General features: G+C 52.9%; 13 protein-coding genes and 2 pseudogenes. 7 read left to right on the top strand and 8 right to left on the bottom strand.

Going from position 1 to position 12,008, the window contains the following annotated elements; all coding sequences use genetic code 11:
- Positions 1 to 1,139 (bottom strand): annotated as a pseudogene (locus NP603_RS21310) (hypothetical protein); the annotation flags it as partial.
- Between the two features lie 646 nt (positions 1,140 to 1,785).
- Positions 1,786 to 2,007 carry a hypothetical protein gene (locus NP603_RS21305; RefSeq protein WP_256612879.1) on the bottom strand — a complete coding sequence of 74 codons (222 nt, stop codon included), beginning with the start codon at positions 2,005 to 2,007 and terminating at the stop codon, positions 1,786 to 1,788.
- Between the two features lie 9 nt (positions 2,008 to 2,016).
- On the opposite strand from NP603_RS21305, the gene NP603_RS22130 reads away from it, so the two are divergent.
- Together NP603_RS22130 and NP603_RS21300 are read left to right on the top strand one after the other, a co-directional pair.
- Positions 2,017 to 2,184: a M48 metallopeptidase family protein gene (locus NP603_RS22130; protein WP_371928939.1), complete on the top strand. Its 168-nt coding sequence runs from the start codon at positions 2,017 to 2,019 to the stop codon at positions 2,182 to 2,184.
- Between the two features lie 72 nt (positions 2,185 to 2,256).
- The gene (locus NP603_RS21300) at positions 2,257 to 3,159 is read left to right on the top strand and encodes a cation diffusion facilitator family transporter (RefSeq protein ID WP_256612878.1); all 903 of its coding nucleotides are present in this window, start codon (positions 2,257 to 2,259) and stop codon (positions 3,157 to 3,159) included.
- A 12-nt stretch (positions 3,160 to 3,171) separates the two neighbouring features.
- On the opposite strand, the gene NP603_RS21295 is transcribed toward NP603_RS21300, so the two are convergent.
- The 3 genes from NP603_RS21295 to NP603_RS21285 form a co-directional block, all read right to left on the bottom strand.
- Complete coding sequence (locus tag NP603_RS21295) at positions 3,172 to 3,846, bottom strand: transaldolase family protein (RefSeq protein ID WP_256612877.1); 675 nt, start codon at positions 3,844 to 3,846, stop codon at positions 3,172 to 3,174.
- Positions 3,847 to 4,019: 173 nt separating this feature from the next.
- Positions 4,020 to 4,511 carry a DUF2380 domain-containing protein gene (locus NP603_RS21290; protein ID WP_256612876.1) on the bottom strand — a complete coding sequence of 164 codons (492 nt, stop codon included), beginning with the start codon at positions 4,509 to 4,511 and terminating at the stop codon, positions 4,020 to 4,022.
- A 13-nt stretch (positions 4,512 to 4,524) separates the two neighbouring features.
- Complete coding sequence (locus NP603_RS21285; protein WP_256612875.1) at positions 4,525 to 4,977, bottom strand: cupin domain-containing protein; 453 nt, start codon at positions 4,975 to 4,977, stop codon at positions 4,525 to 4,527.
- Between the two features lie 190 nt (positions 4,978 to 5,167).
- On the opposite strand from NP603_RS21285, the gene NP603_RS21280 reads away from it, so the two are divergent.
- The 4 genes from NP603_RS21280 to NP603_RS21265 all read left to right on the top strand — a co-directional run bounded on the left by NP603_RS21280 (position 5,168) and on the right by NP603_RS21265 (position 7,964).
- Positions 5,168 to 6,523: a histidine kinase gene (locus NP603_RS21280; RefSeq protein ID WP_256612874.1), complete on the top strand. Its 1,356-nt coding sequence runs from the start codon at positions 5,168 to 5,170 to the stop codon at positions 6,521 to 6,523.
- On the top strand, positions 6,520 to 7,170 hold the full coding sequence (locus NP603_RS21275; protein ID WP_256612873.1) for a response regulator: 651 nt from the start codon (positions 6,520 to 6,522) through the stop codon (positions 7,168 to 7,170). The genes NP603_RS21280 and NP603_RS21275 overlap by 4 nt, the downstream gene beginning before the upstream one ends.
- A gap of 138 nt (positions 7,171 to 7,308) precedes the next feature.
- Positions 7,309 to 7,647, top strand: a complete 339-nt coding sequence (locus NP603_RS21270) for a glycine zipper 2TM domain-containing protein (protein WP_256612872.1) — start codon at positions 7,309 to 7,311, stop codon at positions 7,645 to 7,647.
- A 155-nt stretch (positions 7,648 to 7,802) separates the two neighbouring features.
- Entirely contained in the window at positions 7,803 to 7,964 is a 162-nt protein-coding gene (locus tag NP603_RS21265) for a hypothetical protein (protein ID WP_256612871.1), read from the top strand.
- A 53-nt stretch (positions 7,965 to 8,017) separates the two neighbouring features.
- Here the strand turns inward: NP603_RS21265 and NP603_RS21260 are convergent, their stop codons facing one another.
- On the bottom strand, positions 8,018 to 8,665 hold the full coding sequence (locus NP603_RS21260; RefSeq protein WP_256612870.1) for a DUF2959 domain-containing protein: 648 nt from the start codon (positions 8,663 to 8,665) through the stop codon (positions 8,018 to 8,020).
- A gap of 389 nt (positions 8,666 to 9,054) precedes the next feature.
- On the opposite strand from NP603_RS21260, the gene NP603_RS21255 reads away from it, so the two are divergent.
- Positions 9,055 to 10,452, top strand: a complete 1,398-nt coding sequence (locus NP603_RS21255) for an ApeA N-terminal domain 1-containing protein (RefSeq protein WP_256612869.1) — start codon at positions 9,055 to 9,057, stop codon at positions 10,450 to 10,452.
- Between the two features lie 401 nt (positions 10,453 to 10,853).
- On the opposite strand, the gene NP603_RS21250 is transcribed toward NP603_RS21255, so the two are convergent.
- Positions 10,854 to 11,816 (bottom strand): hypothetical protein, encoded by a 963-nt coding sequence (locus tag NP603_RS21250; RefSeq protein ID WP_256612868.1) that lies wholly within the window; start codon positions 11,814 to 11,816, stop codon positions 10,854 to 10,856.
- Positions 11,809 to 12,008 (bottom strand): annotated as a pseudogene (locus NP603_RS21245) (nickel-dependent hydrogenase large subunit); the annotation flags it as partial. The gene NP603_RS21250 and the pseudogene NP603_RS21245, both read right to left, overlap by 8 nt.

The raw sequence follows: 12,008 nt of genomic DNA, 5'->3' as shown, positions 1-12,008 counted from the left end.
CTGTCATCGCCGCCGCCGCCCTTTAGGGTATCGTTACCTTGCTCACCGTTGATAATGTCGTTGTATTCGGTACCGGTGATAATGTCGTTACCCATTCCGCCGTCAATTGTAGTGGGCGCCGGTTGATTGCTGTTGTTCGGATCCAGAAATGTACTGGTCGAGCTTACGGTAATTGTGTCGTTGCCGCTGACAAAGTTACTGTACAAGTTATCGTTTAAAATTGAGTTGATATTTAAAACGGTCGGTAAGCCCGTTATCGTCTCGGTGACCAAGTTTTTTGTGGATTTGGTTTCTGTATCGGTGTTGGGGTTATAAGTCCAAATATTTTGATCTAATTTGAGTGTATAGCTACTAAGCGTAGTCGTATTATTGGCGCTAATAGCATTGGCATCGTTTGGCGATTGAAAAAGGCTGATTGCCGAGCTGAAAATGATTTTCTCGTTTTGTGTTGCTTCAATATATTCGTTTTCATTCGAACTGTCGGCAAAGAAATAAGTTGTTTTTTCTACCGAGGCAAGCGTCCCGGTCCAAATATCTGATAAACCATTGTATGTCAGAGCGGTATTTGCAGTTAAAGTTGTGTTTGGATCAATGCCGGAAGACAGTAAAGAAATGGTCGATCCGTGCCCTACGTCGACGGATAATACGCTGCCGGATTGGTCAAAATGGTAATTAACTCTAACACTGCCATTTAACTGGTAAATTTCGCCATTTAAGTACAAACTCATGCTTCTTATCGTCATGGATTGAATTGAGCTCGGTAAAGGCGCAATTCCTCTCATAAATCCAGGTAAATCGGCTTCTAATATTGCGATAGCGGCGTAAACTCCTGCATTACTGTTTTGAATGGCATAAAACTTTAAACCCGTGGAGCCGTCTATAAAACTCAATGGCGTGCCATCGAATGGATCGATAATCTGTGAAAATGGGAGTTGTAATGCCAATTCGAATGCGGCCTGAGTCTCTGATATGGTCGAATTAATTTTTTGAGAAAGAGTGGTTGAACTTTGGCTGGGCTGGTCTGAATAGTTTAAATAGTTAATTGGGTTTATTGGATTTCCGGTTCCCGATGTGTTTTTTAAAGAGTTTAACTCTTCCCGTAAATCCTTAAAATTGGTTGCTATATTAATAATTGACATTTTTTTCTCCTGGCGTATTAGTGTTTTATTTTTATTGGAAATTTATTCCACAGGTGCCGGAGGGGCGCTATTTTTGCGAAAAGTTTTTCGAAATTTCCGATCGTTAATTCCTTTCGACCCCACAAGGGCGTCGAGACCAACGCTTTACTATGATTTGACAAATTTTTCGATATATCGCAGGTTTTCTTAAGTGCGGAGCGAAAATACGGTGTCAAGGCTATAAGAGAAAAATTCTTCAAACCGTTGATGTTCCGCCTTCGAGAATTTCATTTTTTATGGAAGGTATCGAAGATCCATAATTTTTTTATTGATAGGTATCAAACAGAAGTTGTTTGTTTAGGTCAAAAATGAGAATTGGGTCACATTTGTGATTTATACATGCGAGCCTGCGGCCTTGTTTTTTTGTTTGTGTGCTTTTTATCAAGGATTTTTTTTGTTCATTGCTGATGCAGCTAGGCTGCGGCGAATACTGAATAGCCTTGATTCAGCATTTTGGAAGCCGAGAACTACGCGATTTCTGTACGCTGGAGAATAACGATGCGGCGGGTGGCGAAAGTTAGGGTCAGAGGTTATCGTTCAGCGGTTTTGCGGTGGTGAAGAGCCAAACATAAACCGCGCATCAAGCGCAGTTGCGACAATCTCAAGCCTATGAGATTGGGTCGCCGGCGACGTTCACCATACTGATATTGCATTTCAGCGCGAAGACGGTTCGTTGTTTACGATCAAGGTAGTAGCCTGATTGGTGACCATCGGCAAGCGAGTGGCCTTGTATGCGGCCAAAGTTGGCGTTACCCCAGGCCAGATTCGCGTAAAGGACATCGGCTTCAAATGGGCTGCCTGTCGCAGGAACGGCGATCTGCAATTTCACTAGAAATGCCTGTTAGCGCCGCTGACCATCGTCGATTACATCGTGGTTCACGAGCTGTGCCATTTACGGGTTCCCGACCATTCGGCACGATTTTGGAACGAGGTGGATAAAATAATGCCGGATTATGGGCGGCGCAAGGAATGGCTGCGTGACCGCGGGGTTGCCTTAGCGATTTAGTATGCGCCGGACCGGCCAGAGCAAATGAATTGTCTATAATCAGGCTTGGCGAATTTATTTTACCGAGCTGCCATGTCCGACAATCACTCAAGCAAAGCCATTCTTTATGCCTTCTCCGCCAATTTGGCGATTGCGCTGACCAAGACCGCGGCCGCGGTTTGGACCGGGTCGGGTTCGCTGGTAGCCGAGGCGGTGCATTCGTTTGCCGATTGCGGTAACCAAGTGTTGCTGTTCATCGGCATGAAACGGGCGGTGAAGGAGCCGACCGCGCGCCATCCGATGGGCTACGGCCGCGAGTCCTATATCTGGTCGATGATGGTGGCGATTACCTTGTTCTCGGTAGGCGGTCTGTTTTCGATTTACGAAGGTATAGAGCGTCTGCACGACAACCATGCGGTGGAAAACGCCGAGATCGCGATCGGCATCCTGGCGGCTGCCGTGGTGATGGAGGCGCTTTCGCTGAAAGGCGCATTGGGGGCAATGCGCGGCGAAAGGGGCGAGCGCAGTTTGTGGCGCTGGTTCCGCGAGACCCATTCCAGCGAGTTGATGGTGGTGATAGGCGAAGACCTGGCCGCCTTGCTCGGCCTGATCCTCGCCGCCGGCATGCTGGGTTTGACGTTGCTGACCGGCGACGCGATTTACGACGCGATCGGCTCTATGCTGATCGGCGGCTTGTTGATTCTGGTAGCGCTGGCGGTGGGCCGCGAGGTACACGCCTTGCTGCTGGGAGAAACCGACCGCGAGATTCGCGACGCGGTGGTGGATTTTCTAAAACAGCAACCTGTCGTGGTTCAGGTGTTCAACGTCTGGGCTGTCAGTCATGGTAACGACGTGATGCTGGCGATCAAGGTCGAATTATTGCCGGATTTGACCGTTTCGCAGGCCGTGTCGCTGAGCAACTCGTTGGAGAAGAACATCAAAGCCAGCCAGCCGCGGGTGAAATGGGTGTTTTTCGAAATCGATAACGCCGATTAACCGACTTTGGTTTCAAGTCTCGAAAGGCAGTTTTTCGGCGAAGACCGTTTGCCAATCCTGCTCGAATTTGGCGACGGCGGCATCGCTGGCCGGCACCTGCAACATCTGCCGGGCGATGTCGGGCGGCAATGTGGCCGAATGCACGCCCAGTTTTAACACTTCCAAAACCTGGCGCACGTTCTTGAAGCTGGCGACCAAGAGTTTTGCCGGCAATTGGTAGCGCTCGACGAACTGCTGCAAATCGGCGACCACTCCGATTCCGTCGCATCCCAGGTTGTCGATCCGATTTAGATAGGGGGCCAGATAATCGGCGCCGTTCATCGCCGCCAAGATGCCCTGCTGCGCGTTGTAAATTGCCGTCGCCAGCACCGGAATGTCCAGTTGTTTCAGGCGTTTGATCGCGGCCAAACCGGCGGCGTGGGCCGGGATTTTGACCACAATATCGTAGGGCAGCGCATGCAGGCGTTCGGCTTCGGCGACGATTTGGTCGGTGGTATTGCTCAGCACCTGCACATGCAGCCGGCAGGCCGGACCTAAAATATCGCTAACTGCCGGCAGCAGCGCAGTCAAACCCAAGCCGCCGGTCGCCATGATGCTGGGGTTGGTGGTAATGCCGGCCAAAGGCAGAATCGCCGCTAGCGCCCGGATTTCGGAAATATCGGCGCTGTCCAGATAAAGTTCGTACATAGTGCTTGCCTAAAAATAACGTCAGGCCGGCGATTATTCAGAATGGCGGCGGCAAAGGCAACTAATGATCCGGCCTTAAATGATTTAACCGTTCGTGCTGAGCTTGTCGAAGCACAACAGCCTTTCGACAGGCTCAAGGCGAACGGATATTAAAACCCCACAAGGCCGGATTACTAATGCTTGGCGAGTGCCTGTTTGATTTTGTCGGCCAGGGCGGCGACGCCGCGTTCGGTGACTTTGCGGTGATTGCCTTTCAGTTCGATATCGAATTGAAAGGCCGCCGTTTCGGTGTTGACGTTGACCAAATCGCCGATTAAATACGAAAACAAAAAGCTGGGCTTGCTGTGCTGCCCGACCAACACCCAGTCGGCCCCGGCCGCGCGGCCCAGTTTTGCCGCCTGATCGGCGTAACGGAACAGGTAACCGAAGCCGGCATTAGCCTCGGCTTGCCGTTGCGGCGCAATCCTGACGATTTCGATGCCGCCACCCTGGCTTAAAGCCTGTTCCAGCAAGGGACGGATGCTGCCGGTGCGGGTAACTTCGGCCGGAGTATTCGGTAAAGAGGTCAGGTCGTTGGCTTCGAAGTCCAAGATCGCCAGCCGTTGCGCACTGTGGCCGGAAGGGCTTAACAATATCCATGCGGCGCAGCAGAGCGGTCTTAACATGGCGCACCTCCGCTCAGGCCGCGGCCGCTGCGGCGGCGCATTGGGCGCGGTATAACTCGGCGAATTCGGTCATGCCCAAGCTGGCCACGATTTGGCCGGCGTCGTCGAGAATTTCGTAAAACACGCCGCCGTCGCCGACTATTTGGAACAGCACGATGACATCGATCTCGCCGCCGCCTTCGCGGTGCGGTTCTTCCTTGGCCGGGCTGACCGTGTAACTGCCGGTGGCGCGGATTTCCTTCAACGAGCCGTCGGGGTGGTACAAGCGGTGTTCGCCCTGGACGACAAAGGTCTTGTTCAATACTTTGTGGCGGTGCAGCACGATCTGGCGGTTAGCGGCAAATTTGAACAAAACATCGACGCTGCCGCGTGTCTGGTCCAAGTCCAGAATCGAATAGGTCAAGTGCTCGAAGCCGGTCAGGGTTTGCCAGCGGATGCGGCGGTCGTCGAATCGGTACGCGGTCATAGTGCTCTCCAATGGGGTTAGAAATAGCGGTGGATAACTGCGGCCAAAGCTTAGCGACAGCGCATTGGTCTGTAAGCCGAAATTTGCCCGGCGAATACGGGCAAATTGCCCGGCGTATGCGGCGGGCTTTGCCGGCGGCGGTGCGGCTTTTAGAATGAAGCGACTTTTTCGGTATCCGGACCGGCGGAATATGGCATTACATTGGCATTTGTTGATTCGAATCGTGCTGGCCGGCGGGTTGAGCTTGCTGGCAACGCTGGCTTATGCCCTGTATCAAAGCCATAGCTTGGCGGAGCGGAACGCGGCGGAAGTGGCGGACGGCGTAGCGCGGCAGTTGGAATCGCAATTGTTGTTGATCGAAGCCGGCCTGGGGCGGGGCGGCAGCTTTCCGGATTTCGAGTTGTGGAAACAGGCCGGCGGCCAGGCCGGTAGTTGTCTGGCCTACCTGCCGGAAACCGGCGGAACTCCGCGCAGCCTGTGTTACGGCGGCAAGCCGACGGCGCGGAATTGGCCGTCGGGCTTCGAGACGGCCTACCGCAGCCTGTTTCAGCCCGGCCTGCCGGTATCGCGTAGCATCCGCCGCCAGGATGCGCAATTCGGCGTGCTGACCTTCGCCGCCAGTGCCGAAACCGAAATCGCCGCCGCCTGGCAGAACGTACGCGACCTGGCGACTTTGTCGGCGGTGACGCTGGCCGCGGTTTGCGCTTTGGTGTATTGGAGCGTGCGCCGGGCGCTACGGCCGGCGCAAACCATCGTCCGCGGCTTGACTACGCTGGCGGCCGGCGACTTGGCGCACCGCTTGCCCGGATTCCAACTCGATGAATGGCGCCGCATTGGTATCGCGGTCAATGCCCTGGCCGAATCCCAGCAACAGTTGCTGCAACAGCGGCGCAAACTGGCAGCGAAACTGATCCAGCTCCAGGAAGACGAGCGTCGTTACTTGGCCCGCGAACTGCACGACGAATTCGGCCAATGTCTGGCCGGTATCAACGCGGTGGCCAGCTCGGTTAGATTCGGCGCTGCCGAACAGGCGCCGGAATTGGCCGCCGAAGCCGAACAAATCAACGAAATCGCCGGCGGCATGTTGCTGCAATTGCGCGGCTTGTTGCAACGTCTGCGGCCGGCCGAGTTGGAGCAGCTGGGGCTGGCGGCCAGCTTGCACAGCGCGGTGGCGGACTGGAATCGGCGCGACGCCGGCAAGACCCAATACCGCTTGCACGTGGCCGGCGACTGCCGCCGCTTGACGGACCGGCAAGCGCTGGCTTTATTCAGAATTGCCCAGGAATGCCAGACCAATATCGCCAAACACGCCGCCGCGGCAAACGTGACGCTGGCGTTGCAAATCGATGAACGCCGAGCCTTGCTGCAGGTCGAGGACGACGGCGTGGCCCGCGAGTTGCCGTTCGCCGGCGGCGGTCTGGGCTTGCTCGGCATGCGCGAACGGGTCGCGGCTCTGAACGGCGAACTCAGCCTGGCAATTGTCGAACCGCACGGTCTACGGGTCGCGGTGAGCCTGCCGCTGGCCCCGGAGCCGGAAGCGCAATGATCGCTATCCTGTTGGTCGATGACCACGCCGTAGTCCGTGCCGGGTACCGGGCTTTGCTGGCGAAGCAGCCCGATTTGCAGGTGATTGCCGAAGCCGCGGATGCCGCCGAGGCTTATCGGAAATACCGGCAGCAGCCGGCGGATTTGGTGATTACCGATATTTCCTTGCCCGGCAGCAGCGGCTTGGAGTTGGTTGCCCGCTTGCGCCAGTTGCAGGTGGACGCCAGGATTCTGGTGTTCAGCATGCACCAAAATCCGCTGTTCGCCGAGCAGGCCTTGCGGGCCGGGGCCTTGGGCTACGTCACTAAAAGCAGCCAGCCGGAGGAATTGCTGCGCGCGGTGCGCGAGGTATCCGCCGGGCGCCATGCGTTGAGCGCCGATATCGCCCAGGCGATGGCACTGGAAATGTTGGGCGACGGCAGCTCGGCTCTGCGCAGTTTGACGGTACGCGAGTTCGAAATTTTACGCTTGCTGGTGGCCGGCCACAGCGTCGAGGCCATCGCCGCCAACTTACACATCAGTCCGAAAACGGTCTGCAATTGCCATTATCTGATCAAGCGCAAACTCGGCGTTGGCAGCGACATCGAGTTGACTCGGCTGGCGATTCAGTGGCAAGTGCTGGATCTGCTGGAGCTTGCCGGCGGCTAACCCCATTCGCGGATGCTTAAACCTGTCGATTGCGAATTTTCGGCCTTGCGGTTTCATCAATTCTTAATGTTTTTCTAATCAGGACTTCAATTAAGCGCTTTAGAATTCTTGGCAACGGAATTTTAGATGGAGCGTTTTATGTCAAGAACATTGATTGCCGTATTAATCGGTATTTTTGGAACCTCGGCTGCGTTGGCGGATGGCCATGGTCATGGCCACGGCCATAAGCACGGTCACCACCATCACGACCACTATGTCGAAGTGGAGCGGGTTTATTATCCGGAGCGCGCGGTCCGGTATGCGCCGGCGCCGCAACCGGCACCGCGCTATAACAGTTACGACCAACGTTCCACCCAGGGCTTGGTCGGCGGCGCACTAGGCAGTATGGCCGGCTATGAAATGAGTAAAGGCGATCCTTTGGGTGCCGGTATCGGCGCGGCGGCAGGCGCGTGGTTAGGTAACGGCATGAGCCGTTAGTTCTTTTGCCACGATTGAAAATTGCCGTCATGCCCGCCAGGCTAGCCAAAAGGCACAAGCGCGGGCAGCCAGCGCCATGGAGGGTCAGCTTCGATGCCTAAGATACGGAACTAGGCGAATCGGTTTTAGCGTGGCGGAATAGCACAGGAGTCGGAATGTCGCATAGAGTATTGGCAGGGCGCTTGAAAGCCCGGAAAACCAAGAAAGAAACCCACGAGAGTTGCAGCAGGATAGAGAGGTTGTTGAATGCGTTGCTGTTTTTTATCGCCCTCTATTACGGTTATTACGTGTTGTCCTTTTCTCCCCATCTGGTTTGATTCGCCGCCGCCCGTGCCTGGCTTTCGCCACAGCGCGGGCGGTAGGGCCGTAATTACTGCTTTTCCATGGTTTTAATGAAGGCGTCGGCCTCGTTAATCGACTTTTCCATTTCCACTACCAGCGCCGAGACGTCGGATTTAACCGAGTCCAACTGGCCTTTCAACGACGCGATGGCTTGGGCATTCAGGTTGTGTTTCAGGTAGAGCACCTGGTCTCTGAACACGCTCAACACCGGTTCGATTTTGGTCTCCGCTTTCCGCATCGCCGTAATCAATTGCTGGTATTGGGCTTTGGTGGCGGTCAGCTTTTGCTGGCTGTCGCGGCGCAGACTCGGATTGCTGTACTGGCTTAACTCGGTTTCCCATTCGCTGAACAACGCCGCGGATACGTCTTCGATGTCCGCTATCCGCTTATTGACTTCAGCCGCCTTGCTGACGCTGGCTTCGTATTCGCCGTTCAACTTGTTATAGGTCGCCTCCAGATCGCCGCCTTTGAAGTTGGTGACGAAGGTGAATTGCTCCAACGCGGATTTGAACTGCTGTTTGGTTTCTTCCTGGGTATCGCGGGCCTTTTCCACCCGGTGCACCATCACATCCCGCTTCGGGATGCCGATTTTTTCCAGGCCGCTGTAATAGACCTTGGAACAGGCGGTGGCCGCCAAAAGCAGGCAGCATAAAAAGAGGCGTAAAAATTTCGGCATAAAAACTCCCGTTGAACTGGCCGGCCATTATAAGGCGGAGCAGTTGCCGGACAAGCGGAAATCGGGGGAGTTATAGCAAGCCGTTCATTTAAGCCGTCATATCGGCATGGCTGTAGGAAATCCGTTCAAAAGCTCCGGTGCTCGACGCGGCATACGGGAGAAACAGCCTCGCGGGCTTGAAAGGCTTTGAAGATTCTTTTGGGATTAGTCGAGTAGCTCCGAATAGCGAAGCGTATTCGGAGGAACGAGTGATATTCAAACCATCTGCGAGACCGCACACGTCCCAACTATTTGGCCAACATGCGTCCGATTACGCTACGCTAATCGGAACTATGGGGCTACGACCAAGTAAAAAGCAATTCATTTTTTGAAGCATAAAGGGGCTTAGGTTGCGTATAAAAGAAGACTTCAAGAGGCTAGGTTATTTCTGGCTTCCATCCAATCCAGAAAGAAGGGTGCCTGGAACACTTTTTATAAATGATGGGGGAGAAATTAGGCTCGAAATATTTGGTCTATTTGACGAAAGCATAGAAGGCATAAATAGACTTGGAAGTTCGAATGGAACATTGGGAAGAATTGTTGGACAAATTGAACCAAACGAATTAGTTACACTGGATAATTGTTTCTACATACAGCCAGGAATGCCACTTTTTGGTCCATCAAAATCCACTATTCATGTAAAGGTTGCCTATATTGGCGTTGCGTATGATGAGGATGAACTAACTTTGTTCAATAATTTTAGATTTTCAGTTGAAGGACTTGATGAATGGCTTGGAATTAGTGGGCTAAGTTTTGATTACGAAAATGATTTTAAAACGGCAACGATAAAATATTCGGCGCCCAAAGAAACTACGTTCAATATAAAAAGCGGATTGAAGCTTTCAGTCGAATTTGATTGGACGCTTCCAGAGCAACCTATAAAAAATTCAGCCCGAATTACTCATAAAGCATATTTAAATATTTTTTCCGAACTGCCAATTCCTCTATTTGACTTTATAGAAACCGCCTACAAATTAACTAATTTCATAAGCTTTGCTATCGATAAGACAGTATGCATAGAATCAGTTATGGTAACCAATGACTCAATTCGCATGGATATTGGAAAAAATAAAAGCCTTCCTGTTCAAGTAGCAATTTACTACGCAAGCCTGCCCTACGCCAAATATCCGGCTAAAGTAAATGAGTATGAAATGTTATTTGGCTTTCAGGAAATACTGAATGACGCAGAACGAAAAATCAATAATTGGCTAGAGGCTTACGCCATTATCGATCCCGCACTAAGCTTATATTTTTCAACTAAAGTGGGCGCCCACAAATACTTGGAAAGCAAATTCCTCGCGTTAGCTCAAGGACTTGAAACCTACAATCGTAAAATGTCAAATGCAACATTAATGGATGAAGAGTCATATAGCAACATAGTTGAAAATTTAATGGAAAAATGCCCTGAAGAAAAAAAAGACTGGCTTAAAGGGCGGTTGCTACATGGGAATGAATTAAGCCTTTCTCAAAGAATAAAGAGAATAATTGAACCTTTCAAAAAATTGCTCGGCGCCAGTGCAGAAAGAAATAAATTAATTAGATCGATTGTAAATACTAGAAATTATTTAACCCATTACGACGAAAAATTAAAAAAAGACGCGGTTACCGGAGAAGAGTTGTGGTTTCTCTGCGTAAAAATGGAGGCAATTTTTCAACTTCATTTGCTTCAAGTCTTAGGTTTTACAAATGAAGAGGTTAATTCTGTTTTTAATCGCAGCTATGAGCTACAGAAAAAACTTAGTAAGTAACCTAGGGAAGAATCTAAACCATCGAACTCTTAATATCCATACACTCCATGAATGCTAGATAAATTGCGCACCCTGCGGTTTTTAAGCCCTGGACAGTTTTCTCCCGTATGCCGCGCCGAGCACCGAAGCTTTTGAACGGATCAGCCCGTTAGGGGCGCTGCAGGGATGCGGCGCGTTGCATGCAGGGGCTGGGAAGCCCCTTCAGGCAACCCCGTTCAAAAGCTTCGGCGCGCAGGAGATAAGCGGCGTCCGGGTGTCTTTTCTTTTGGATACTTTTCTTTGGACAAGCAAAGAAAAGTATCTCGGCTGTCGGGCCGAGACCCGACATTCAAAAAGCCGTCGCGTTAGCGACACATTAAAAACCTGGTTCCTTGCATTCGCGAGGAAGACGGTAATAAAGCCTAAACGTTATACGGCGTAGAAATCCAATCCCTCAACACCGCCTCGTCCCGCTCCGGCAAGTAGGCGAAATCCCCGGAAATGTCCTTGTACACCGATTCGGCGCTGTGGGTGGATACCAGCTTGCCTTTCAGCATGTAGAAGAACCAGGCGAAGGGGTAGCCGGCCTGGCGGTCGAAGCGGCTCAGCACGTTGCTGAGCGAGCTGCCTTTTTTGCCGGCGAAGTCTTCCAGGTGCGGCAGGTGGTTTTTGTGGGTGTTGACGATTTCGACGTTGACGATTTGTTCGCCGAAGCGGCCGGTGTGGCGGTAGGGGCGGATGATCCAGTCGTCGCTCATTCGGTGTTTCTGGCCGGCGCTGCTGCGGTTCCAGTCGTCCATGAAGCGTTGCACCGGATGTTCGCCGGGGTGGCGTTCGTTGATGACTTCCATGAACAGCCTGACGTCGGTCTTGCGCCGGTAGGTGTAGCGGGAGTGGCCGAAACCGTAGCTTTCGATGCAGAACGGCTGGATCGGGTCGATCAGCTCTTCCAGGTCGGCCGGCGGATTGGTTTCGTCGATCAGCATCCGGTCCGAGACTTCGTGGGTTTTGTCGATTTCGATCAAGGTAAAGTCTTCGGCCTTGTCGCCGGTTTGCACGACGATATACAGGGTCTTGCCGGTCTGGCGGGTGGCGATCAATTGCAACTCGAGCGCGTGGTCGATCAGGGTTTGCAGATTCTGGCCGCACTCCAGGTAGGTGCGTTCGGCCCACTCGATGATGTCGTTGGCGATGCGGGAGCCGTTCATGTCGACCACGCCGCCCAGCTTGTACCACTCGTCGCCGGTCAGGGCCAGATGAATCGGGTAATCCGGCACCAGTGCCTGCAATTTGCTGAGCAGCAGGTCGTCGGTTTGCCCCGGAATGACTTTTTTACAGCAGTCGGTGATGTCTTGTCCGGCAAGATTGAGTTTGGCTTCAGTCATGATCGGCTTCTGGAGTAGAGGTTGATTGTAAACGTTGCCGCACCAGTTCGCGCACGTCCGGTTCCGGGTCGTCCGCCAGCGCGGCCAGTTCGGCCGGATCGGCCTTCAGCGCCGCCGTATAGCGCACTACCCAGTCGCTATCGTGCAGCAGCAGCGCCGCATCGTCGGCCGGCATGCGTTCGGCGACGATGC

It is taken from the genome of Methylomonas aurea (genome assembly GCF_024505045.1).
In the GTDB taxonomy this organism is placed as follows: domain Bacteria; phylum Pseudomonadota; class Gammaproteobacteria; order Methylococcales; family Methylomonadaceae; genus Methylomonas; species Methylomonas aurea.
This window is presented reverse-complemented; position numbering and strand designations above follow the sequence as displayed.